The 22579-nt window shown below is 69.8% G+C and carries 23 protein-coding genes; 18 read left to right on the top strand and 5 right to left on the bottom strand.

Annotated elements, in window-relative coordinates:
- The first annotated feature begins 179 nt into the window (after window positions 1-179).
- The 13 genes from OG875_RS08515 (at window position 180) to OG875_RS08455 (ending at window position 11812) form a co-directional block, all read left to right on the top strand.
- Window positions 180-827 (top strand): L-threonylcarbamoyladenylate synthase, encoded by a 648-nt coding sequence (locus OG875_RS08515; RefSeq protein ID WP_330173614.1) that lies wholly within the window; start codon window positions 180-182, stop codon window positions 825-827.
- Window positions 824-1465 (top strand): arsenate reductase/protein-tyrosine-phosphatase family protein, encoded by a 642-nt coding sequence (locus OG875_RS08510; RefSeq protein WP_330173613.1) that lies wholly within the window; start codon window positions 824-826, stop codon window positions 1463-1465. The genes OG875_RS08515 and OG875_RS08510 overlap by 4 nt, the downstream gene beginning before the upstream one ends.
- A gap of 187 nt (window positions 1466-1652) precedes the next feature.
- Window positions 1653-3086, top strand: coding sequence for an MraY family glycosyltransferase (locus OG875_RS08505; protein WP_443079081.1), 1434 nt, complete (start codon window positions 1653-1655; stop codon window positions 3084-3086).
- Between the two features lie 307 nt (window positions 3087-3393).
- Window positions 3394-3807 (top strand): hypothetical protein, encoded by a 414-nt coding sequence (locus OG875_RS08500; RefSeq protein WP_330173611.1) that lies wholly within the window; start codon window positions 3394-3396, stop codon window positions 3805-3807.
- A gap of 231 nt (window positions 3808-4038) precedes the next feature.
- The gene (gene atpB / locus OG875_RS08495; RefSeq protein ID WP_330173610.1) at window positions 4039-4860 is read left to right on the top strand and encodes a F0F1 ATP synthase subunit A; all 822 of its coding nucleotides are present in this window, start codon (window positions 4039-4041) and stop codon (window positions 4858-4860) included.
- A 71-nt stretch (window positions 4861-4931) separates the two neighbouring features.
- Window positions 4932-5162, top strand: a complete 231-nt coding sequence (gene atpE, locus OG875_RS08490; protein ID WP_024884520.1) for an ATP synthase F0 subunit C — start codon at window positions 4932-4934, stop codon at window positions 5160-5162.
- Window positions 5163-5204: 42 nt separating this feature from the next.
- On the top strand, window positions 5205-5759 hold the full coding sequence (locus OG875_RS08485; RefSeq protein WP_330173609.1) for a F0F1 ATP synthase subunit B: 555 nt from the start codon (window positions 5205-5207) through the stop codon (window positions 5757-5759).
- 2 nt (window positions 5760-5761) lie between these two features.
- Window positions 5762-6577: a F0F1 ATP synthase subunit delta gene (locus OG875_RS08480; protein ID WP_330177656.1), complete on the top strand. Its 816-nt coding sequence runs from the start codon at window positions 5762-5764 to the stop codon at window positions 6575-6577.
- A 159-nt stretch (window positions 6578-6736) separates the two neighbouring features.
- Window positions 6737-8335 (top strand): F0F1 ATP synthase subunit alpha, encoded by a 1599-nt coding sequence (atpA, locus tag OG875_RS08475; RefSeq protein ID WP_330173608.1) that lies wholly within the window; start codon window positions 6737-6739, stop codon window positions 8333-8335.
- Between the two features lie 20 nt (window positions 8336-8355).
- Window positions 8356-9279 carry a F0F1 ATP synthase subunit gamma gene (locus tag OG875_RS08470; RefSeq protein ID WP_330173607.1) on the top strand — a complete coding sequence of 308 codons (924 nt, stop codon included), beginning with the start codon at window positions 8356-8358 and terminating at the stop codon, window positions 9277-9279.
- On the top strand, window positions 9279-10733 hold the full coding sequence (gene atpD, locus OG875_RS08465) for a F0F1 ATP synthase subunit beta (RefSeq protein WP_330173606.1): 1455 nt from the start codon (window positions 9279-9281) through the stop codon (window positions 10731-10733). Before OG875_RS08470 ends, atpD begins: the two co-directional genes overlap by 1 nt.
- A gap of 123 nt (window positions 10734-10856) precedes the next feature.
- On the top strand, window positions 10857-11231 hold the full coding sequence (locus OG875_RS08460; RefSeq protein WP_330173605.1) for a F0F1 ATP synthase subunit epsilon: 375 nt from the start codon (window positions 10857-10859) through the stop codon (window positions 11229-11231).
- Window positions 11232-11365: 134 nt separating this feature from the next.
- Window positions 11366-11812, top strand: coding sequence for a DUF2550 domain-containing protein (locus OG875_RS08455; RefSeq protein ID WP_330173604.1), 447 nt, complete (start codon window positions 11366-11368; stop codon window positions 11810-11812).
- 137 nt (window positions 11813-11949) lie between these two features.
- On the opposite strand, the gene OG875_RS08450 is transcribed toward OG875_RS08455, so the two are convergent.
- The 3 genes from OG875_RS08450 to OG875_RS08440 form a co-directional block, all read right to left on the bottom strand.
- Window positions 11950-13839: a glycosyl hydrolase family 18 protein gene (locus OG875_RS08450; RefSeq protein WP_443079080.1), complete on the bottom strand. Its 1890-nt coding sequence runs from the start codon at window positions 13837-13839 to the stop codon at window positions 11950-11952.
- A gap of 189 nt (window positions 13840-14028) precedes the next feature.
- On the bottom strand, window positions 14029-14679 hold the full coding sequence (locus tag OG875_RS08445) for a response regulator transcription factor (protein ID WP_330173602.1): 651 nt from the start codon (window positions 14677-14679) through the stop codon (window positions 14029-14031).
- Complete coding sequence (locus OG875_RS08440; protein WP_330173601.1) at window positions 14676-16007, bottom strand: sensor histidine kinase; 1332 nt, start codon at window positions 16005-16007, stop codon at window positions 14676-14678. The genes OG875_RS08445 and OG875_RS08440 overlap by 4 nt, the downstream gene beginning before the upstream one ends.
- Window positions 16008-16095: 88 nt before the next feature.
- On the opposite strand from OG875_RS08440, the gene OG875_RS08435 reads away from it, so the two are divergent.
- A complete protein-coding gene (locus OG875_RS08435) occupies window positions 16096-16677 on the top strand; it encodes a hypothetical protein (RefSeq protein ID WP_330173600.1) in 582 nt (193 codons plus the stop codon).
- A 19-nt stretch (window positions 16678-16696) separates the two neighbouring features.
- Here OG875_RS08435 and OG875_RS08430 read toward each other — a convergent pair whose 3' ends face one another.
- The gene (locus tag OG875_RS08430; RefSeq protein WP_330173599.1) at window positions 16697-17269 is read right to left on the bottom strand and encodes a cob(I)yrinic acid a,c-diamide adenosyltransferase; all 573 of its coding nucleotides are present in this window, start codon (window positions 17267-17269) and stop codon (window positions 16697-16699) included.
- A 331-nt stretch (window positions 17270-17600) separates the two neighbouring features.
- Here OG875_RS08430 and OG875_RS08425 point away from each other — a divergent pair, with 331 nt between their 5' ends.
- The 3 genes from OG875_RS08425 to OG875_RS08415 all read left to right on the top strand — a co-directional run bounded on the left by OG875_RS08425 (window position 17601) and on the right by OG875_RS08415 (window position 19599).
- Window positions 17601-18449, top strand: coding sequence for a 3-hydroxyacyl-CoA dehydrogenase family protein (locus OG875_RS08425; RefSeq protein WP_330173598.1), 849 nt, complete (start codon window positions 17601-17603; stop codon window positions 18447-18449).
- Window positions 18450-18756: 307 nt separating this feature from the next.
- Window positions 18757-19080 carry an STAS domain-containing protein gene (locus OG875_RS08420; RefSeq protein WP_330173597.1) on the top strand — a complete coding sequence of 108 codons (324 nt, stop codon included), beginning with the start codon at window positions 18757-18759 and terminating at the stop codon, window positions 19078-19080.
- Window positions 19081-19263: 183 nt separating this feature from the next.
- Window positions 19264-19599, top strand: a complete 336-nt coding sequence (locus tag OG875_RS08415) for a glycosyltransferase (protein ID WP_330173596.1) — start codon at window positions 19264-19266, stop codon at window positions 19597-19599.
- Between the two features lie 312 nt (window positions 19600-19911).
- On the opposite strand, the gene OG875_RS08410 is transcribed toward OG875_RS08415, so the two are convergent.
- Complete coding sequence (locus tag OG875_RS08410; protein WP_330173595.1) at window positions 19912-20823, bottom strand: helix-turn-helix domain-containing protein; 912 nt, start codon at window positions 20821-20823, stop codon at window positions 19912-19914.
- A gap of 270 nt (window positions 20824-21093) precedes the next feature.
- On the opposite strand from OG875_RS08410, the gene OG875_RS08405 reads away from it, so the two are divergent.
- Window positions 21094-22380 (top strand): LAETG motif-containing sortase-dependent surface protein, encoded by a 1287-nt coding sequence (locus tag OG875_RS08405; RefSeq protein WP_330173594.1) that lies wholly within the window; start codon window positions 21094-21096, stop codon window positions 22378-22380.
- Window positions 22381-22579 lie beyond the last annotated feature (199 nt).

Genomic DNA, 22579 nt, shown 5'->3' with positions numbered 1-22579 from the left:
CCGGACTCCCCGGGTCCGGGGCGGCGAGTGAGCCGAAAGGGCGCGTCGGTGTCGAAAGGGAGAGCGCGCGGAAGCCCCGAGGAACGAGGGGCCGAGCACGGTCGACCGTCGACACCGGCTTCAGCGCCCCGGAGGCGGCGAACCGCGCCACAAAAAATTACGAGAGAGGGCTGTGAGACATGGCACGGCGATACGACTGCAACGACGCGACCGACCGTACGACCGGTCTGCGTGAAGCCGCGTCCGCCGTCCGCCGCGGCGAGCTCGTCGTCCTGCCCACGGACACCGTCTACGGGCTCGGCGCCGACGCCTTCAGCTCCGAGGCCGTCGCCGATCTCCTCGACGCCAAGGGCCGTGGCCGCAACATGCCCACGCCCGTGCTCATCGGCTCGCCCAACACCCTGCACGGCCTCGTCACGGACTTCTCCGAGCAGGCGTGGGAACTGGTCGACGCGTTCTGGCCCGGTGCCCTCACCCTGGTCGCCCGCCACCAGCCCTCGCTCCAGTGGGACCTCGGTGACACCCGTGGCACGGTCGCGATCCGGATGCCGCTGCACCCCGTCGCGATCGAGCTGCTGACCGAGGTCGGCCCGATGGCCGTGTCCAGCGCGAACCTGACCGGACACCCGGCGCCGGAGGACTGCGACAGCGCGCAGGAGATGCTGGCGGACGCGGTGTCCGTGTATCTCGACGGCGGGCGGACCCCCGGCATCGTCCCGTCCTCGATCGTGGACGTGACCGGCAAGGTCCCGCTGCTGCTGCGCGCGGGCGCCGTCGACGCGGACGAGCTGCGCAAGGTCGTACCCGACCTCGAGGTGGCCAATTGACCGCCCCTGAGGGGCGTGGCATAGCGGGACTCCCGGACACCTTCCGCATCCTCCACGTCAGTACGGGCAACGTGTGCCGCTCGCCCATCACCGAGCGGCTGAACCGTCATGCCCTGAGCGACCGGCTCGGCGAGCGGCTGACCGGCGGGCTGATCGTGGAGAGCGCGGGCACCTGGGGGCACGAGGGGGCCTCGATGGAGGCCAACGCGGAGGCCGTCCTGGCGGATTTCGGCGCGGACCCGTCCGGCTTCGTCGGGCGGGAACTGCTGGACGAGCACGTCATCCGCGCCGATCTGGTGCTCACCGCGACCCGGGACCACCGGGCGCAGGTCATTTCGATGGGGCATTCGGCGGGTCTGCGGACCTTCACGCTGAAGGAGTTCACCCGGCTCGTACGGGCCATAGACCCGGCGACGCTGCCCGACGCCCTGGACGAGGGGGTGGTCGAGCGGGCCCGTGCGCTGGTGCGTGCCGCCGCCGCGCTGCGCGGCTGGCTCCTGGCGCCGAACGCGGAGGCGGACGAGGTCTACGACCCGTACGGCGCTCCCATCACCTTCTTCCGGTCGATCGGCGACGAGATCCACCAGGCGCTGGACCCCGTGGTGACGGCGCTCACGGGCGTACCCACCCGGCGCTGACACCGGCCCGCTCGCACACCGTTGAACAGGGGCGACGTACGGTGAGGGGCCCGGCGGGGCTTAAGGTGGGACGAGTTTGTGCAACCATCGCGCCGCCGTGTAAGTCCTTACCTCATGTGGCCACGCGCGTTCCAACAGCCGTCCTGTCGCGAGTTAATCTGTGTGGCCCGGACGGCCGGCGATATCTGTGGGGCAGCCTGTGCGTGATTATCTGCTGACGCTCTGCGTGACGGCCGCGGTGACGTATCTGCTGACCGGCCCGGTGCGGAAGTTCGCCATCGCGATCGGCGCGATGCCCGCGATCCGTGCCCGTGACGTGCACCGCGAACCGACACCGCGTCTCGGCGGCATCGCCATGTTCTTCGGGCTGTGCGCCGGTCTGCTGGTCGCGAGCAATCTGCAGAATCTCGGCGCGGTCTTCGAGCGGTCGAACGAGCCGCGCGCGCTGCTGTCCGGCGCCGCGCTGATCTGGCTGATCGGTGTCCTGGACGACAAGTTCGAGATCGACGCCCTGATCAAGCTCGGCGCGCAGATGATCGCCGCCGGTGTGATGGTGATGCAGGGTCTGACCATCCTGTGGATCCCGGTCCCCGGCGTCGGCACCGTCGCGCTGACGGACTGGCAGGGCACGCTGCTGACGGTGGCCCTCGTCGTGATCACCATCAACGCGGTCAACTTCGTGGACGGCCTCGACGGCCTCGCCTCGGGCATGGTCTGCATCGCGGCGGCGGCGTTCTTCCTGTACGCGTACCGCATCTGGTACGGCTACGGCATCGAGCCCGCCGCGCCCGCGACCCTGTTCGCCGCGATCCTGATGGGCATGTGCATCGGCTTCCTGCCGCACAACATGCATCCGGCCCGGATCTTCATGGGCGACTCCGGTTCCATGCTGATCGGTCTGGTGCTCGCGACGGGCGCCATCTCCATCACCGGCCAGGTCGACCCGGACGCGCTGAAGATCTACGCCGACGGCTCGACCCGTGAGGCCACCCACGCCGCGCTGCCCGTCTTCATCCCGCTGCTGCTGCCGCTGACGATCATCGCGATCCCGGTCGCCGACCTCGTACTCGCGATCGTGCGCCGTACCTGGAACGGCCAGTCGCCGTTCGCCGCCGACCGCGGCCATCTGCACCACCGGCTGCTGGAGATCGGGCACTCGCACAGCAGGGCCGTACTGATCATGTACTTCTGGTCGGCCCTGATCGGCTTCGGTGTGGTGCTGTACTCGGTCCACTCCTCGTCCACCATGTCGACGATGTGGATCGTCCTCGCGGTCGTCGCGCTGAGCGCCCTGGGCCTGCTGCTCCTGCTGCTGCCGCGCTTCACCCCGCGTGCCCCGCGCTGGGCCGAGGCGATCGTCCCGCCCCGCTACCGGCGCCGGGCACGGCCCGCCCCCGCTGAGCCGGCCTCCGCCGCCGGTGAGGCGGAACGGGAGCCGGGCGAGGGCCGGCCGGCCACCGGGTCACCGGTGGCTCACGATTCCGGAACGGCCGGGGAAACGGCGGACGACGGGGTTCCGGCCGCCGGATTGACGCCGCTTCCGGCGGGCGTCAACGGGGCGACCGCGATCGGCCCCCGTTCGGGCTTCCCGGATCGCCGCAAAGCGGACTCGTCGTACTGACCGGTATCCGGTTCTTCCGGCACCCTCGGGCCATTCCCCGCCGAGAATTGCCACGGCAACTCCCTATAGCATGCGGAGTCTCTCCCAATTCGGTGCGGACGCGCCGGTTAATCCTCATGTGTGACGGTGAGCACACGTTCATGGTAAAGACCTCATCAAATAGTTTGTGATACCGTTCACGAGACCCGGCGACAGAGCCGAAGGACCGTAGTGCGACGGTCCGTTGGCCCGAGGACACACTCTCGGACCGGGCCGTCACTCGTCCATGACGACACCATCTGCCCCACCCACCAGCGGAGTTGCCGCCATGCCCTCCAACGACGTCCGGATGCTCCTGCACACCGCCGTACCCACCGCCGCCGTCGGCGTCGTCGCCGCGGTGGTCAGTGGTGTGGTCGCGGGAGGGAAGGGGGCGTTGGGCGCCGCCGCGGGCGTGGTCGTGGTGATCGTCTTCATGGGGGTCGGTCTCATCGTGCTGGAACGCACGGCGCGGTCGCTGCCGCATCTGTTCCAGGGCATGGGACTGCTGCTCTACACGACCCAAGTGCTGGCGCTCTTCGTCTTCGTGGCCCTGTTCCAGGACACCACTCTGTTCAACCCCAAGGCTTTCGCCATCACCTTGCTGGTCGCGACGCTCACCTGGGTCGCCGCTCAGGCCCGTGCCCATATGAAGGCAAAAATCCTCTATGTCGAGCCGGAGAAGACGGGTACGTCGGCATGAGGGGTAGGGGCGGGATAAGTGCCAGTTCGAGATCCTGCTATGGTCCGGTTCCAACTGCGGCATCGAGGGCGCGGGCTCCCCAGTTGACGCCTGCTCTTACGACGCGAGGCTCCGAGCAGCCCGGTCGCCGTTCCCACATCCGAAACACCAGTCCAGTGCCGAACCGCGGCGTCCCGCCGCGCCGACACAACGAGGTTGCCGTACCCATGCGCCATGTTGAAGGAGCCCGCGGTGAGTGCTGACCCGACGCAGGTGCTCGCCTTCGAGACCGACTGCCACATCTTCGACGGCTGTGGCTTCCCGGCCCCCGGCCTGCATTCGTTCCTGTTCAAGCCCATCTGGGGCGACGGGGACAGCAGCTTGTACTTCAACAAGACGATGCTGCTGGCGCTTCTCGGCTCGATCATCATCATCGCCTTCTTCTGGGCGGCCTTCCGCAGCCCGAAGGTTGTCCCGGGCAAGCTCCAGATGATCGCCGAAGCGGGTTACGACTTCATCCGGCGCGGCGTCGTCCACGAGACGATCGGCAAGCGGGAGGGCGAGAAGTACGTCCCCCTGATCGTCTCGCTGTTCTTCTTCGTCTGGATGATGAACCTCTGGTCGATCATTCCGATCGCCCAGTTCCCGGTGACATCGATCATCGCCTACCCCGTCGGCCTCGCACTCATCGTCTACGTGCTGTGGGTCTCGCTGACCTTCAAGCGGCACGGCTTCGTCGGTGCCTTCAAGAACTTCACCGGCTACGACAAGTCGCTCGGCCCGGTGCTGCCGCTGGCCATGCTCATCGAGTTCTTCTCGAACCTGCTGGTCCGCCCCTTCACCCACGCGGTGCGACTCTTCGCGAACATGTTCGCGGGCCACACACTGCTGCTCCTCTTCACCATCGCGAGCTGGTACCTGCTGAACGGTATCGGCATCGCCTACGCGGGTGTCTCGTTCCTGATGGTGCTCGTCATGACGGCCTTCGAGCTGTTCATCCAGGCCCTTCAGGCTTACGTCTTCGTGCTGCTCACCTGCACCTTCATCCAGGGCGCGCTCGCAGAGAACCACTGAGCCCCCTCCCCAGCCCTCAGTCGTCCGGTGGCCAACCCCCATCGGTCCGTGAAAGAGAAGGAAGAACTGGCATGTCCCAGACTCTTGCCGCTGTTAGTGGTTCGCTCGGCTCCATCGGCTACGGTCTCGCCGCCATCGGCCCCGGCGTCGGCGTCGGCATCATCTTCGGTAACGGCACCCAGGCCCTCGCCCGTCAGCCCGAGGCGGCCGGCCTGATCCGCGCCAACCAGATCCTCGGCTTCGCGTTCTGTGAGGCGCTCGCCCTGATCGGTCTCGTCATGCCGTTCGTCTACGGCAAGTGATCTTTCAGATCCGCTCCGTACCACTAGACGAAAGGCACTGATGTGAACCCCCTGGTTCAGCTCGCGGCCGAGGAAGATCAGAATCCCCTCATCCCGCCGATTCCCGAGCTCGTCATCGGCCTGCTCGCCTTCGTCATCGTCTTCGGCCTTCTCGCGTGGAAGCTCCTCCCGAACATCAACAAGGTTCTGGACGAGCGGCGCGAGGCCATCGAGGGTGGCATCGAGAAGGCCGAAGAGGCCAAGACCGAGGCGCAGAGCGTCCTGGAGCAGTACAAGGCCCAGCTCGCCGAGGCGCGCCACGAGGCCGCTCGTCTCCGTCAGGAGGCGACCGAGCAGGGCGCCACCATCATCCAGGAGATGAAGGCGGAGGGGCAGCGGCAGCGCGAGGAGATCGTCGCCGCCGGTCACGCCCAGATCGAGGCCGACCGCAAGGCCGCCGCCGCGGCGCTGCGCCAGGACCTGGGCAAGCTCGCGACCGACCTCGCCGGCAAGCTCGTCGGGGAGTCCCTCGAGGACAGCGCCCGGCAGAGCCGCACCATCGACCGCTTCCTCGACGAGATCGAGGACGGCGCGTCGACGGTCGAGGCGGCCCGATGACGATGCACGGAGCGAGCCGCGCGGCGCTGGCCGCCGCACGCGAGCGTCTCGACGCGCTGACCGACAACACGTCGGCCGACGCGGCGAAGCTCGCCGACGAGCTGACCGCCGTCACCGCGCTGCTCCACCGCGAGGTGTCGCTGCGCCGGGTCCTGACCGACCCGGCGCGGTCCGGCGAGTCCAAGGCCGAGCTGGCCGGCGGACTGCTGCGCGGACAGCTGGGCGGCGACACCGTCGACCTGGTCACCGGCATGGTCCGGTCCCGCTGGTCGCAGCCGCGTGACCTGGTCGACGCGGTGGAGGAGCTGGCGGCTCTCGCCGAGCTCACCGCCGCGCAGCGGGCGGGCGGCCTCGACGACGTCGAGGACGAACTGTTCCGGTTCGGCCGCATCGTCGAGTCCAGCACCGACCTCCGGGCCGCGCTGACCGACCGGGCCGCGACGGCACCGGCCAAGACCGCCCTGCTGGACAGTCTGCTGGGCGGCCGGGCCAACCCGAGCACCCAGCGGCTGGTCACGCGCCTGGTGTCCCAGCCCCGAGGACGTAGCCTGGAAGCGGGTCTCCAGACCCTGTCCCGGCTCGCCGCGGCACGCCGGGACCGGATGGTCGCGGTCGTCACGTCGGCGGTTCCGCTCACCGAGGGCCAGAAGCAGCGCCTCGGCGCCGCCCTGGCCAGGCTGTACGGCCACCCGATGCATCTGAACCTCGATGTCGACCCCTCGGTCCTCGGCGGGATCTCGGTCCGCGTCGGCGACGAAGTCGTCAACGGCACGATCGCGGAACGTCTCGACGAGGCGGCACGGCGGTTCGCCGGCTGAAAGCCGACGGCCGGTATGTGATTTCCGGATTACAGAGTCACTTACAGAGATCAAGAACTGCGGCCCGGTTGGGCCGTGCAGAAATTGCAGAAGATTCCTGGGGGTCGCCCCCAGACCCCCAAAGAACTTCGGGCCCAACAAGGAGAGCAGGGAATCCAGATGGCGGAGCTCACGATCCGGCCGGAGGAGATCCGGGATGCGCTGGAGAATTTTGTCCAGTCGTACAAGCCGGACGCGGCCTCGCGCGAGGAGGTCGGGACGGTCAGCGTTGCCGGTGACGGCATCGCGAAGGTCGAGGGTCTGCCCTCGGCCATGGCCAACGAACTGCTGAAGTTCGAGGACGGGACCCTCGGTCTCGCCCTGAACCTGGAGGAGCGCGAGATCGGCGCGGTCGTCCTCGGCGAGTTCAGCGGTATCGAGGAGGGACAGTCGGTCACCCGTACCGGCGAGGTCCTCTCCGTCGGCGTCGGCGAGGGTTACCTCGGCCGTGTCGTCGACCCGCTCGGCAACCCGATCGACGGCCTCGGCGAGATCGCGACCGACAGCCGCCGCGCCCTGGAGCTCCAGGCTCCGGGCGTCATGGTCCGCAAGTCGGTGCACGAGCCGATGCAGACCGGCTACAAGGCCGTCGACTCGATGGTGCCGATCGGCCGCGGCCAGCGTCAGCTGATCATCGGCGACCGCCAGACCGGCAAGACCGCCCTGGCCGTCGACACCATCATCAACCAGCGCGACAACTGGCGCTCGGGCGACGTGAACAAGCAGGTCCGCTGCATCTACGTCGCCATCGGCCAGAAGGGCTCCACCATCGCGTCCGTACGCGGTGCCCTGGAGGAGGCCGGCGCCCTGGAGTACACGACCATCGTCGCCGCCCCGGCGTCCGACCCGGCGGGCTTCAAGTACCTGGCCCCGTACACCGGTTCGGCCATCGGCCAGCACTGGATGTACCAGGGCAAGCACGTCCTGATCATCTTCGACGACCTGTCGAAGCAGGCCGACGCCTACCGCGCCGTCTCGCTGCTGCTGCGCCGCCCGCCGGGCCGTGAGGCGTACCCGGGTGACGTCTTCTACCTGCACTCGCGTCTGCTGGAGCGCTGCGCCAAGCTCTCCGACGCCATGGGCGCCGGTTCGATGACGGGCCTGCCCATCGTCGAGACCAAGGCGAACGACGTGTCGGCGTTCATCCCGACCAACGTCATCTCCATCACCGACGGCCAGTGCTTCCTGGAGTCCGACCTGTTCAACGCCGGCCAGCGGCCCGCGCTGAACGTCGGTATCTCGGTCTCCCGCGTCGGCGGCTCCGCCCAGCACAAGGCCATGCGCCAGGTGTCGGGCCGGCTCCGGGTGGACCTCGCCCAGTACCGCGAGCTGGAGGCGTTCGCCGCCTTCGGTTCCGACCTGGACGCCGCCTCGAAGGCGTCGCTCCAGCGTGGTTCGCGCATGGTCGAGCTGCTGAAGCAGCCGCAGTACTCGCCGTACCCGGTCGAGGAGCAGGTCGTCTCCATCTACGCCGGCACCACCGGCAAGATGGACGACGTCCCGGTCGAGGACATCAGCCGCTTCGAGAGCGAACTGCTGGAGCACCTGCGCCGCGAGCGCAAGGAGCTGCTCACCAGCATCGCCGAGGGCGGCAAGATGTCGGACGACACTCTTGAGTCCATCGGCGACGCCATCGCCAACTTCAAGAAGCAGTTCGAGACCTCGGACGGCAAGCTTCTGGGCGACGACGCCCCGGCCGGCGTCAACGTCTCCAAGTGACGACGGAAGGGACCTGACTCATGGGAGCCCAGCTCCGGGTCTACAAGCGTCGCATCAAATCCGTCACCGCGACCAAGAAGATCACCAAGGCGATGGAGATGATCGCCGCCTCGCGCATCGTCAAGGCGCAGCGCCAGGTGGCGGCCTCCACGCCGTACGCGACCGAGCTCACCCGCGCGGTCACGGCGGTCGCGACCGGATCCAACACGAAGCACCCTCTGACCACGGAGGTCGAGGCGCCGGTCCGGGCCGCGGTCCTGCTCGTCACGAGCGACCGCGGACTGGCGGGCGGCTACTCCTCCAACGCCATCAAGGCGGCGGAGCGGCTCACCGAGCGGCTCAGGGGCGAGGGCAAGGAGGTCGACACGTACATCGTCGGCCGTAAGGGTGTCGCCTACTACGGCTTCCGTGAGCGCACGGTCGCGGAGTCGTGGACCGGCTTCACCGACAGTCCGACCTACGCGGACGCCAAGAAGGTCGCTGGACCGCTGATCGCGGCGGTCCAGCGGGACACGGCGGACGGCGGTGTGGACGAACTCCACATCGTCTTCACCGAGTTCGTCTCGATGCTGACGCAGACGCCGGTGCAGAACCGGCTGCTGCCCCTCTCCCTCTCCGACACGTCGGAGACGGGCGAGGACCCGGCGAAGAGCGAGATCCTTCCGCTGTTCGACTTCGAGCCGTCGGCGGAGGACGTCCTCGACGCCCTGCTGCCGCGCTACGTCGAGAGCCGTATCTACAACGCGCTGCTCCAGGCCGCCGCCTCCAAGCACGCGGCCACCCGCCGCGCGATGAAGTCGGCGACCGACAACGCCGGGGATCTCATCAAGAGCCTCTCCCGGCTTGCCAACGCGGCCCGCCAGGCCGAAATCACCCAGGAAATCAGCGAGATCGTCGGTGGCGCCAGCGCCCTGGCCGACGCGACCGCGGGGAGTGAAAAGTAATGACGACCACAGTTGAGGCGGCCACCCCGGGAAGCACGGCCACAGGCCGCGTCGCCCGGGTCATCGGCCCGGTCGTCGACGTGGAGTTCCCCGTCGACGCGATGCCGGAGATCTACAACGCACTGCACGTCGAGGTGGCCGACCCGGCCGAGGACGGCAAGCTCAAGACGCTGACCCTCGAAGTCGCCCAGCACCTGGGCGAGGGCGTGGTCCGCGCGATCTCGATGCAGCCGACCGACGGTCTGGTCCGCCAGGCCGTGGTGACGGACACCGGCGCGGGCATCTCGGTGCCCGTCGGTGACGTGACCAAGGGCAAGGTGTTCAACACCCTCGGCCAGATCCTGAACGACCCGGACGGCGAGGCTCAGATCACCGAGCGCTGGCCGATCCACCGCAAGGCCCCGGCCTTCGACCAGCTCGAGTCCAAGACCGAGATGTTCGAGACCGGCCTGAAGGTCGTCGACCTGCTGACCCCGTACGTCAAGGGCGGCAAGATCGGTCTGTTCGGTGGTGCGGGCGTCGGCAAGACGGTCCTCATCCAGGAAATGATCATGCGTGTGGCCAAGCTGCACGACGGTGTTTCCGTGTTCGCCGGTGTCGGTGAGCGCACCCGTGAGGGCAACGACCTCATCGACGAGATGACCGAGTCGGGCGTTCTGGACAAGACCGCCCTGGTCTTCGGCCAGATGGACGAGCCGCCGGGCACCCGTCTTCGGGTCGCCCTGTCCGCCCTGACCATGGCGGAGTACTTCCGCGATGTGCAGAAGCAGGACGTGCTGCTCTTCATCGACAACATCTTCCGCTTCACCCAGGCCGGTTCCGAGGTCTCCACGCTGCTCGGCCGTATGCCGTCCGCGGTGGGTTACCAGCCGACCCTGGCGGACGAGATGGGTGTGCTCCAGGAGCGCATCACGTCGACCCGCGGTCACTCGATCACCTCGATGCAGGCGATCTACGTCCCCGCGGACGACCTGACCGACCCGGCCCCGGCCACGACCTTCGCGCACCTCGACGCGACGACCGTGCTGTCGCGTCCGATCTCGGAGAAGGGCATCTACCCGGCGGTCGACCCGCTGGACTCGACGTCCCGCATCCTGGACCCGCGTTACATCTCGCAGGCGCACTACGACGCGGCCAGCCGCGTCAAGGGAATCCTCCAGAAGAACAAGGACCTCCAGGACATCATCGCGATCCTCGGTATCGACGAGCTGGGCGAGGAGGACAAGCTCATCGTCCACCGTGCCCGTCGCGTCGAGCGCTTCCTGTCCCAGAACACCCACGCGGCCAAGCAGTTCACCGGCCTCGACGGCTCGGACGTTCCGCTGGACGAGTCGATCTCCGCGTTCAACGCGATCTGCGACGGGGACTACGACCACTTCCCCGAGCAGGCGTTCTTCATGTGCGGTGGCCTGGACGACCTCAAGGCCAAGGCCAAGGAGCTCGGCGTCTCCTGAGTCCCCGGACTCGTCGGTGGGGGGCGGTCCTTACCGCCCCCCACCGAACCGCCGATCGTGAACCCCATACAATCCAGACTGACACCCGGCGTCCACGCCGGGTGGTGACCCGAGGAGCCACCCTTGGCTGCTGAGCTGCACGTCGAGCTGGTCGCCGCGGACCGCAGTGTCTGGTCCGGCGAGGCCACCCTGGTCGTCGCGCGCACCACGTCCGGCGACATCGGCGTCATGCCCGGTCACCAGCCGCTGCTCGGTGTGCTGGAGTCGGGCCCCGTGACCATCCGTACGAGCGAGGGCGGCACGGTCGTCGCCGCCGTGCACGGCGGTTTCCTCTCGTTCGCCGACAACAAGCTCTCGCTGCTGGCGGAGATCGCCGAGCTGGCGGACGAGATCGACGCCCAGCGTGCCGAGCGCGCGCTGGAGCGTGCGAAGTCGGCCGAGGACGAGGCCGCCGAGCGGCGCGCCGATGTCCGACTGCGCGCCGTGGCGGTGCGTTGACGCACGGCCCCTGGAATTACCCTCAGCCGCGGCCCGTTCCGGAGTGATCCGGACCGGGTCGCGGCTGAGGCGATGCGGCACCTGTTTCTGTCTGTTCGTACGGGTTACTCGATGAGGCGAGGAGGTCGGTACTGATGGTCCTCGCTCTGCTTGTCTGCGGGCTGGTGGTCGTGCTGGTCGCGGTGGGGCTCTTCGTCTTCGGGCTGCGCCGGCGGCTGATCCAGCGGTCCGGCGGTACCTTCGACTGTTCGCTCCGGTGGAACGTGCCGGAGGAGCCCGATACGTCCGGCAAGGGCTGGGTGTACGGCGTGGCCCGCTACAGCGGCGACCGGATCGACTGGTTCCGGGTCTTCTCGTACGCCCCGAGGCCCCGCCGGAGCCTGGAGCGTTCGGCCATCGAGGTCCTCGCGCGGCGCGCGCCCGAGGGCGAGGAGGAGCTGGCGCTGCTCTCCGACTCCGTCGTGCTCGGCTGTGTCCATCAGGGCACGCGCCTGGAGCTGGCGATGAGCGAGGACGCGCTGACGGGCTTCCTGGCCTGGCTGGAGGCGGCGCCGCCCGGCCAGCGGGTGAACGTCGCCTGACCGCCCGACCGCCTGACCGCCCGACCGCGTGACCGTCCGATCGATCGATCGACCGACGGTACGTACGTGGGAAACGGAAACGACGAGGGGGACGGTGCCCGCCGGCACCGTCCCCCTCGCCGCGTTCGCGGTGTGTGTTACTTCAGACCGTTGCTGATCGCGGTGATCAGTTCGCCGTTGGCGGTGTCACCGGTGAAGTCCCAGAAGAACGCGCCGCCGAGGCCCTGGCTCTTGGCCCAGGCCATCTTGGTCGCGATCGTCGCCGGGGTGTCGTAACTCCACCAGTTGCTGCCGCACTTGGCGTACGCGGTGCCCGCGATGGTGCCGGTGGCGGGGCAGGTGTTCTTGAGGACCTTGTAGTCCTCGATGCCCGGCTCGTACGTGCCGGGGGCCGCGCCCGTGGCCGTACCGCCCGGAGCGGCCTGGGTGACGCCGGTCCAGCCGCGTCCGTAGAAGCCGATGCCGAGCAGCAGCTTCTTGGCCGGGACACCCTGCGCCTTGTACTTGGCGATCGCGTCGGCGGAGTTGAAGCCGGCCGACGGGATGCCCGCGTACGAGGTGAGCGGGGAGTGCGGGGCCGTGGGGCCCTGCGCGGCGAAGGCGCCGAAGAAGTCGTACGTCATGACGTTGAGCCAGTTCATGTACTGCGAGGCGCCGGCGTAGTCGGCGGCGTCGATCTTGCCGCCGCTGGAGGCGTCGGCGGTGACGGCCGCGGTGACCAGGTAGTTGGCACCGAACTTGGCGCGCATGGCCTGCATCATGTTCTTCATCGCGGCGGGGCCGCTGGTGTCGCAGCTCAGACCGCAGGCGTTCGGGTACTCCCAGTCCAGGTCGATGCCGTCGAAGACGTCGGCCCAGCGCGGGTCCTCGATCAGGTCGTAGCAGGACTGCGCGAAGGCGGCCGGGTTCTTCACCGCGTCGCCGAAGCCGCCGGACCAGGTCCAGCCGCCGAAGGACCAGAGGACCTTGACGTTCGGGTTGGCGGCCTTGAGCTTGCGCAGCTGGTTGAAGTTGCCGCGCAGCGGCTGGTCCCAGGTGTCGGCGACGCCGTCGACGGACTGGTCGGCGGTGTACGCCTTGTCGTACGCGGCGTAGCTGTCACCGATGGTGCACTTGCCGCCCTGGACGTTGCCGAACGAGTAGTTGATGTGGGTGATCTTCGAGGCGCTGCCCGACGTCACCACGTTCTTGACGTGGTAGTTGCGGTCGTAGACGCCCCACTCGGTGAAGTAGCCGAGCTTGACCTGGTCGCCGGACGGGGTGCCCGGGTCCGTACCGCCGCCGCCGGTGGTCTTCACGGCGACCGAGCCGCTGACGGGTCCGGTCTGGTCGGCGGTGTCACGCGCCTGGACGCTGTAGGAGTAGCTGGTGCCCGCGGTCAGGCCGGTGTTCGTGTATGTCGTACCGGTGACCGTGGCGATCTTCGCGCCGTCCCGCAGGACGTCGTAGTTCTTGATGCCCTTGTCGTCGGTGGCGGCGCTCCAGCTGAGCTTGGCCGACGTGTTGGTGATCTCGCTCGCGGTGGGCGTGCCCGGGGCGGTCGGCGCCGTGTCGCCGGGGACGCTGCCGCCGTCGCAGGACGCGCCGTTGAGCTTGCAGTTGGAGGGGGAACCGGCGCCCGAGCCGGTGCCGTTGAAGCCGAAGGTGACGGAGGCGCCCGGGTTGAGGGTGCCGTTCCAGCCGAGGTTCTTGGCGGTCCAGTGGTTGGTGCCGCTCTTGGTGACGGTGGCGTCCCAGGCGGTGCCGACGCCGGTGCCGGCGGGGAAGTCCCACTCGACGGTCCAGGAGCTGAGGGTGGTGGTGCCGGTGTTCTTCACCGTCCACGAGCCTTCGAAGCCGGTGCCCCAGTCGGACTTCTTGGTGTACGTGGCGGTCGCCGACGCGGCGGCCTCGGCGGGGGAGGCCAGGCCGACCATGGCGGCCAGGGGGAGGAGCAGCGCGGTGAGGGCCGCGACGGATCTGGATCTGAATCTGGTTCCGCGGGGGTACGTCTTGGTGCTCAAGGGGTACTCCTCGAGTGGGTTCATATGAGTGCGGGGATGGTCCGGGGATGGTCCGTGACACCCGACTCGTGCGACAGGTCGCGCATTAGTCAGTGGCGTGAGAGTAGGGAGGTCTGGACCAATCGTCAATAGGTCCAGACCAAAGGCATGAGGGGCTTCTTCGCGGCCCCCCGCGCCTTCGATGCCCCCTGCACCCACCCACCTGCCGGGCGGTCAGACTCCCAACTCCCGTGCCAGCACGGCCGCCTGGGCCCGGCTGCGCAGGTCGAGCTTGCCCAGCAGCCTGCTGACGTGCGTCTTGACCGTCGCCCCGGCCATGTCGAGACGCGCCGCGATCTCCGCGTTCGACAGCCCGTCACGCAGACCCGACAGCACCTCGCGCTCCCGCCGGGTGAGTACGTCCAGCACCGCCGGATCCGGCGCGTCCGGCGACCGTGCGCCGGACGGAGACGCGAACTCCGCGATCAGCCGGCGCGTCACGGCCGACGCGATCAGGCCCTCGCCGCGCGCCACCGTCCGTACCGCCTCGATCAGCTCCCGCGCCTCGGTGTTCTTCAGCAGGAAACCGGACGCGCCCGCCCGCAGCGCCCCGAAGACGTACTCGTCCAGATCGAACGTCGTCAGGACGAGGACGTCGGCCAGCTTCTCCTCCACCACCCGCCGGGTCGCCGACACCCCGTCCAGGCGCGGCATCTGAATGTCCATCAGCACCAGGTCGGGGCGCAGCTCACGGGCCAGCCGTACGGCCTCCTCGCCGTCCCCCGCCTCGCCCACGACCTCGATCTCCGGCGCGCTGCGCAGGATCAGCACCAGCCCCGCGCGCACCGCCGACTGGTCCTCGGCCACCAGCACCCGGATCGTCATGACGTGCCGTTCCCCTCGCCGACGGGCAGCTCCGCCCGTACCCGCCAGATCTTCCCGCTCCCGGCACCGGTGCCGCTCCCGCCTGCGGTGCCGTCGCGGCCGGTGTCGTCCGCCGGCTCCGGCCCCGCCTCGAACACGCCGTCCAGCAGCGCGACCCGCTCCCGCATCCCGACCAGCCCGGCGCCCGAGCCCGGCGCGCGGGGGCCGGGCCGGTCCCCGTACGGGCTGACCACCTCCACCCACAGCGCGCGCCGCCTCCGGTCCCGGTCCACGCCCAGCCGCACCGTCACCGCGCCGCCCGGCGCGTGCTTCAGCGCGTTGGTCAGGGACTCCTGGACGATCCGGTACGCCGCCATCTCGACCGGCGCGGGCAGCGCCGCCGCCCCGCCGCCCGCCGGCTCCGCACCCCGCCGGTCCTCCAGCGCGAACGAGAGCCCGCTGCCCGCGCCGTTGGTCCGCGCCTGCTCCAGCAGCGCGTCGAGCGCCCCCAGCGTCGGCGCCGGGGCGGGCTCCCGCTCACCGCCCGCCTCCCGCAGCAGCCCGATCAGCCGCCGCATCTCGTCCAGCCCGGCGACGCTGTTCTCGCGGATCACCTTCAGGGCGTCCCTCGTGGTGCGCGCGTCGTCCAGGGACAGCGCGGCGGTGGAGTGGATCGCGATGGCCGACAGATGGTTGGCGACCAGGTCGTGCAGCTCGCGGGCCATCCGCGCGCGCTCGGCGGCCACCGCCTGCGTACGGTCCAACTCGGCCAGCAGCGCGGTCTGTTCGGCCCGCAGCCGGGCGGCCTCGGCGGCGTCGCGGTGGTTGCGCACCAGGACTCCGGTGGTGGCCGGCGCGATGGTGACGGCCCCGGTCACCACGCCCAGCAGCAGCCCCTCGGGCGAGCGCAGCCAGCTCACCCCCACCACGGTCACCAGGACCGTCAGCAGCGCCGTCCCCCAGGGGATGCGCCGGGCGGCGGACGGGCTCCCGTACAGCACCGCCGCGTACACGATGTCGGTGAACATGGCGATGGTCGCCACACTGCCCCGGGTGAACTGGTCGAGGACCAGCGCCAGGACGGCGACCAGCAGGGCCGTACGGGGCATGCTCCGGCGCACCAGCTCGGCCCCCGCGAGGGCGACGACGGGCAGCGGGACCCAGCCGTCGGGCAGCGGGCGCGCGCCCTGGGTGTGGAGCCCGACCGCCCACAGCAGCAGGCCGCCCACCAGGCCGGCGACCGCGATCAGGACGTCCTCGCGGTGCGGGCGCGCAACGACGCTCACCCCACCATCAAACACGTCACCGCGCGCGGGCACCTCCACACGGCGGCCGAGCGCCCGCTGCATCGAAAGATGCAGTCACGTGTCGTCACCGCCGACGACGCCACGGGCCCGGACCGGCGGGAGGCTGGAGGGGAGCCGGAGGGAGACTGCCGTGATCGTCACGCTGATCATCATCTGCGAGGCCGGATTCTGGGTGCTGCTCGGCATCGGACTGGCCCTGCGCTACCTCGCCCGTATGCCGCGCGCCTCGGTCGCGGTGCTGCTGTGCGAGCCGCTGCTGGAGGTGCTGCTCCTGGTCGTGACCGCGATCGACCTCAGGAACGGCGCCGAACCGGACTGGAAGCACGGCCTCGCCGCCGTCTACATCGGCTTCTCGGTGGCTCTCGGCCCCCAGCTGATCAAGTGGGCCGACGCGCGCTTCGCCCACCGCTTCGCGGGCGGCCCGCCGCCGCTGCGGCCACCGAAGTACGGCAGGGCGCGCGCGGTCCACGAGTGGCGGACGGCGGGCAGGTGGGTGGCGGCGTCGGCCGTGGCGCTCGCGCTTCTCCAGGCGGCGGTCCGGTACGTGGGCTCCGACGGCGACATCGGCTCGCTGCGGATGTGGCAGCAGAAGATGCTGTTCGTCATCGGCGTCAACGTGGTGATCGCGCTCGCGTACACGCTCTTCCCGAAGCGGGACCCGCGCGGGCCCGCCCCGGCGGAGCGGCGGCCCCGGTCCCCCGCGAAGCGGTGAGGAGTGTCCGCCGGGGTGGCTAGCGCTCGCCGCCCGGCACCCACAGCACGTCTCCGACCTCCTTGTTGGCCACCCTGGCCAGGATGAACAGGAGGTCGGAGAGCCGGTTGAGATACGTCGCCGTCAGCGGGTTCATGACGTCCCCGTGCGTCTCGAACGCCGCCCACGTCGAGCGCTCCGCGCGCCGTACGACGGTGCACGCCTGGTGCAGCAGCGCCGCCCCCGCCGTACCGCCCGGCAGGATGAAGCTCCGCAGCTTCTCGACCTCCTCCAGGAACCGGTCGCAGTCCGCCTCCAGTTTGTCGACGTACGACTGCTCGACCCGCAGCGGCGGGTACTCCGGCGCCTCGACCACGGGGGTGGACAGGTCGGCGCCCACGTCGAAGAGGTCGTTCTGCACCCGGACGAGGACCTTCACGATGTCGTCCCGCAACTGCCCGAGCGCGATCGCCGTACCGAGGGCGGCGTTCGCCTCGTTGGCGTCGGCGTAGGCCGCGATCCTCGGATCGGTCTTGGCGGTCCGGCTCATGTCACCGAGCGCGGTGGTGCCCTTGTCGCCGGTACGGGTGTAGATACGCGTCAGATTGACCATGCGGCCAGCCTAGGGCGCGCCAGATCGGACCGGGCGGTCCCTCTCCTCGGTCCTGCCGGGACCGCGCCCCCGGGGACACCGACCCGGAATCACATTCTCCCAGCTCCCTCACATGGTGGAGCGCGGAGCGAGAAGGTCCTCAAGTACGCTGTACAGCACGGCTGATGAGGCGTTCCGTCGCCCTTCCGGATGTGATGTCCGTCATGCGCGACGTGACGCGCATCTCTTCGTCACCACAGGGCAGCTCACGACCGATAACCTCCGGCACAGAAGAAATGTAAAGCGCGTGTTAAGCCGCGCGCCGTCCGGAACGGAAATCGAGGGGTACGTCGTGGCCAGGAAGCTCGCCGTCATCGGAGCCGGTCTCATGGGGTCCGGAATCGCGCAGGTCTCGGCCCAGGCGGGCTGGGACGTCGTTCTGCGGGACGTCACGGACGAGGCCCTGACCCGTGGCAAGGACGCGATCCGCGCCTCGTACGCCAAGTTCGTCGCCAAGGGCAGACTCGAAGAGGCGGACGCGGACGCCGCGCTCGCCCGGATCACCACGACCACCGACCTGGACGCGGCGGCGGACGCCGACATCGTCGTCGAGGCCGTCTTCGAGAAGCTCGACATCAAGCACGAGATCTTCCGGGCGCTCGACAAGCTCGTACGTGACGACACCGTCCTCGCCTCCAACACCTCGGCCATCCCGATCACCAAGATCGCCGCGGTGACCGGGCGCCCCGAGCGCGTCGTGGGCGCGCACTTCTTCTCGCCGGTACCGATGATGAACCTCTGCGAACTGGTACGCGGCTACAAGACCAGCGACGAAACCCTCGCCACCACACGGGAGTTCGCCGAATCGGTCGGCAAGACCTGCATCGTCGTCAACCGTGACGTCGCGGGCTTCGTCACCACCCGCCTGATCACCGCCCTGGTGGTCGAGGCCGCCAAGCTCAACGAGTCGGGCGTCGCCACGGCCGAGGACATCGACATCGCGTGCAGACTCGGCTTCGGCCACGCCATGGGTCCGCTCGCCACCGCCGACCTCACGGGCGTCGACATCCTGCTCCACGCGGCCGACAACATCTACACCGAGTCGCAGGACGAGAAGTTCGCGGCGCCGGAACTGATGCGCCGGATGGTGGACGCCGGTGACATCGGGCGCAAGAGCGGGCAGGGCTTCTACAAGCACTGACGGGGTTCGGGCGTTCGCCGGGCCACATCGACCGTTCCGGCCTCACTCCACCGGGTGAATTCGGTATCAGTTCGCTCACGGACGGCAACTTACCCGGCCGCACGGCTGTCAGTAGTTGCACAAAGAGAGCACACGATCGCACGAAGGCGTCATGAACGGGCACGGCACGAAGACGCCGGACCGTACCCGTACGGGCACGGCACCACCGGACGCCCGCACGGATCACACCGCCCGACGACACCGCATCACCACACCGCACCACGACCGAGAACACAGACGCGGAGCACACGGCATTCGGGGAGCGCATATGTACATCAGGGGCGACCACGCCGAGGTGGTCGTCGAGGGCCGCCTCGACGTCCGGAGCGCGGCGGACGCCCGTACGGTCCTGCACTCGGCCGTCGACGACGGATCCGGCGACCTCGTGCTCGATCTGAGCGGACTCGAATCCTGGGACGCCACGGGCCTCGGCGTCATCATGGGCGCACACAGACGGGCCGGCCGGTGCGGGCGCAGGCTCGTGCTGCGCGGGGTCCCGGCGCAGATGCAGCGACTGCTGGTGGCCACGCGGCTGCACCGCATCCTCGCCATCGAGGGCGGGATCGCAGCAGAATCGCTTCCGCGCGTCTGAATCGCGTCACGGGTCGCCGGGTTCGCGTCGGATCACCGTGTCCGCGTCGGGTCACGGCGTCCGCACGGCGTCACCGTGTCCGCATGCCGTCCCGACCGGGGCGAAGGCGGTGTGCGGGATCGGAGAGCGGCCTGTCATCCTGTGCGCCCTGACGTGCCATCAACTCTGGAGAAAAAAGTACCCATGCGCTCAAGGCTTCTTACCGCCGCGGTCCTTGCCACCGCACTCTCCGCCGCCAGTGTGCTCGTGACCGTGCCGAGCGCCGTCGCGGCGCAGCGGTCCAGTTGCGACTACAAGGTCGTGTGGCCCACGGCCGGCGTGTACAACAGCCCGAACCCCAACAGCGTGATCGTGAAGACCAAGCAGGCCGGTGACATCGTCGGCTCACCCGGCCCCGGCTGCGAATACGGCTCGTACGTCGACGGGGCGAACAACGTGTTCACCTACGCGCGCGTCAGCACCGACGCGGCGCCCGACGGCGAGGGCTGGATGCGCTACGAGGCGCTCGTCCGCGTCTGACGGCCGCCTCGCACCCGCACGGACACCGCCGCGCGCCGGACGTGTGCACCGTGGGACAGGCACCGGGCATCACCGCGTTCCGGCGCGGCGCCCACGAGGGTGGCGCATCCCTCCGGACGCGCCACCCTCCTGTGATCCACCGCCCGTACGGACGACGATGCCCGGAACGCTGAAGCGTCCCGGGCAACCCGCGTGAGCGGCGGGGCCGCCGGGTGAGTCGGGAGCCCGCCGTCGCCGACGAGGGTCGGGGCCGGGGCGCGGACGCTCCCACCGGTGGGTGTCCCCTTCCACGCGAGACCACGAGCCGACCGGTCAGGAACGCTCTGCGGCACGCAGGGCCCGCGCCAGCCACTCCAGCGCCTCGGACGCGTCGGGCGACGAATCCTGCCCGCGCACGCGCGCGACGAGCCCGCGGTAGCGCTCCGCCCCTGCCTCGATCCCGGCCTCCAGACTACGCAGCACGGCGGCCCGATCGGCGTCGCCGAACAGCGCGGACAGGATGTCGGCCGCCTCCGGTCCCTCGGGGGCGACTCCGCGTTCCCTGACCTCCTCGACGGTCTGCACGGCCTGCCTCGCCCACCAGATGGACGCCCCGGGGGGACGGCCCTGCCCGGGTACGGGCGTGTTGAGCTCCATCCACGTGCGCAGCCGGGCGCGGAATCCGGGGTCCCGCACCAGTTCGGCCAGTTCGATCCAGGCGTCGACCTGATCGGGTGTGGGATCGTCGGGCAGTTCGACGCTGAACGTGTGCAGGCGGTCCCGCAGGCGCGGCCCGACGTCGAGACCGCCGAACACCTCCTCCTTGAACTCGTCGATGATCTGCTTGCGTTCGGCGGCGGACAGCCGGGCCAACCGGTTCATCAGTGCGGTCTCCTCAGTGGTGGAACCACGTTGCGCGACGGTGGACAGGACGGCCCGGCTCACCTTGAGCGAGCGGATCCGCGCGTCGAGCGCGGCCACGTGCGCGCCGGCGATTTCGGCGACCGTGGTCCGGCCGCCCAGCACCCGGCACACGTCGTCGAGCCCCAGGCCCAGCTCCCTCAGGGTGCGGACCAGTTCGACGCGGGCCACGGACCCGGCGTCGTACAGCCGATAGCCGCTCGCGGAGCGGCCCACGGGCGGCACCGCTCCCTCGTCCGACCAGAAGCGCAGGGTGCGCACCGCGACTCCGGTGCGGTCCGCGAGCCGGCCGATGGTGAGCACGTCGGGGCGTTCGTCGTCCATGGGCGCGATCCTGCACCTTCCAGCCGCCGGAGACTCAAGGCACCTCGGCGCGACATCCCATGAGCGCTTCAGAGCCCCGTCGTCGTCCTGGATCGAGGGCACGCCGGTGCCGGCTTCTCCGTGCGGGCCCGCGCACGGGCCGTCTCCGCCCTCCGGGTCCGGCGCGCCGCGTGCAACTGTTCGGGGCCGGTACGTGTCTAGGGACTACGCACGGCCGTTCTCCTGAAGGACGCCTTCCGTTCAGCGATGACCCGACAGAGGATTCCGTCAATGCAGACCCCGCCGTACCGACGCCGCGTCTCCCGTTCCGCGATCGCCACCCTCGGTGCCGCCGGGCTCGTCGCGCTGGGCGCCGCTCCCGCCGCCGTGGGCGACGAGGCGCCGCCCTCCCTCGTCCTCGGAGAGATCGAGCCGATCACCGGAGTGACACCGGGGAGCCCGGTCGATCTGCCGGTCGTCGTGGTGAACAAGGGCACCACGACCGTCGACAAGGTGTGGATCAAGTACACCGCCACCCGGGGTCTCGCCTTCCCGGAGGTTCCCTCCAACTGCCTGAAGCAGTACGTCGGTGCGTACGACGAGATGCCCGAGCGGTGGATCGCGATCTGCGCGTTCGACCAGGCGGTGAAGCCGGGCGTCGCCTACACACCCCGGAAGCCGTTCGCCGTCGAGGCGGAGAAGCACGCCTTCGACGACGAGATGTGGGTGAGCGTCACGGACTACGAGCCGTCGCCGGACGAGAACAGCACTCCGCTTCCGGGCACCGCACCGGAGATCGAACTGGTCGAGTCGCCGACCGGGGGTACGGGGTCGTCCGCGGACCGGTTCAGGGTGCCCGTCACGTCGGTCAACACGGCCGACTACGAGGTGACGGGCGCGGCGCTGCGGGGGAAGGCCGGCGACACGGTGACGATGAAGGTGACCTTCACCAACACCGGCCCCGGCTGGGTCTGGTCGAGGCCGGGCACTCCGTGGACCTCCGTCCTGGTCACGCTGCCCGCCGGAACGTCGGTCGTCAAACCCGACTTCTACTGCAAGCCCAAGGGCAAGGTGTACAACTGCGGCCTGACGACCCGCCCGACGGAACACCTGGAGACGGCGACCTTCACCTTCACGTTGAGGATCGACAAGAAGGTGGCGGGCGCCAGGGGCTCGGTGGCGCTGAGCAACAGGACGCTGCCGTTCGACCCCGACAAGGCCAACGACACGGCGCCCATCACGCTGGAGGTCACCGGCGGGGAATCAGGCGGTACGGGCGGTTCGACCGGCGGCTCGGACGGTGGTTCGACAAGCGGGTCCACGGGCGGTTCGACCGGCGGCTCGGACGGCGGCTCCGGCTCGACCTCCGGGTCAGGCGGCGGCTCCACCGGCTCGACGGGCTCGACCGGCGGGCCGTCGTCGGCCGGCGGTGCCGGTACGGCCACGACCGGCGGCAACCTCGCGGCGACCGGCACCTCCTCGGCCACACTCCCGATCGCGGGCGCCGCCGCCGTGGCGGCCGTCGCGGGCGCGGGCACCGTCCTCGTGGTACGCCGCCGGGCGCGGCAGCACAGCTGACGGACCGACGACGTGCGCGGGCCCCGTCCCGGGGTCCGCGCGCCTCACGGCCGGTGCGGGCGGCTCACCACCGCCCCGTCCGCGCGACGGACAGCGGCGACAGGCAGACCACCGGCGAGGCGAACGGTCTCCATCAGCATGTGCGGGGCGGCGGCCGACGCGCTGCGCGGGCCCGCCCGGAGGATCACCGCCGTGAGGC

It is taken from the genome of Streptomyces sp. NBC_01498 (assembly GCF_036327775.1).
GTDB lineage: Bacteria > Actinomycetota > Actinomycetes > Streptomycetales > Streptomycetaceae > Streptomyces.
This window is presented reverse-complemented; position numbering and strand designations above follow the sequence as displayed.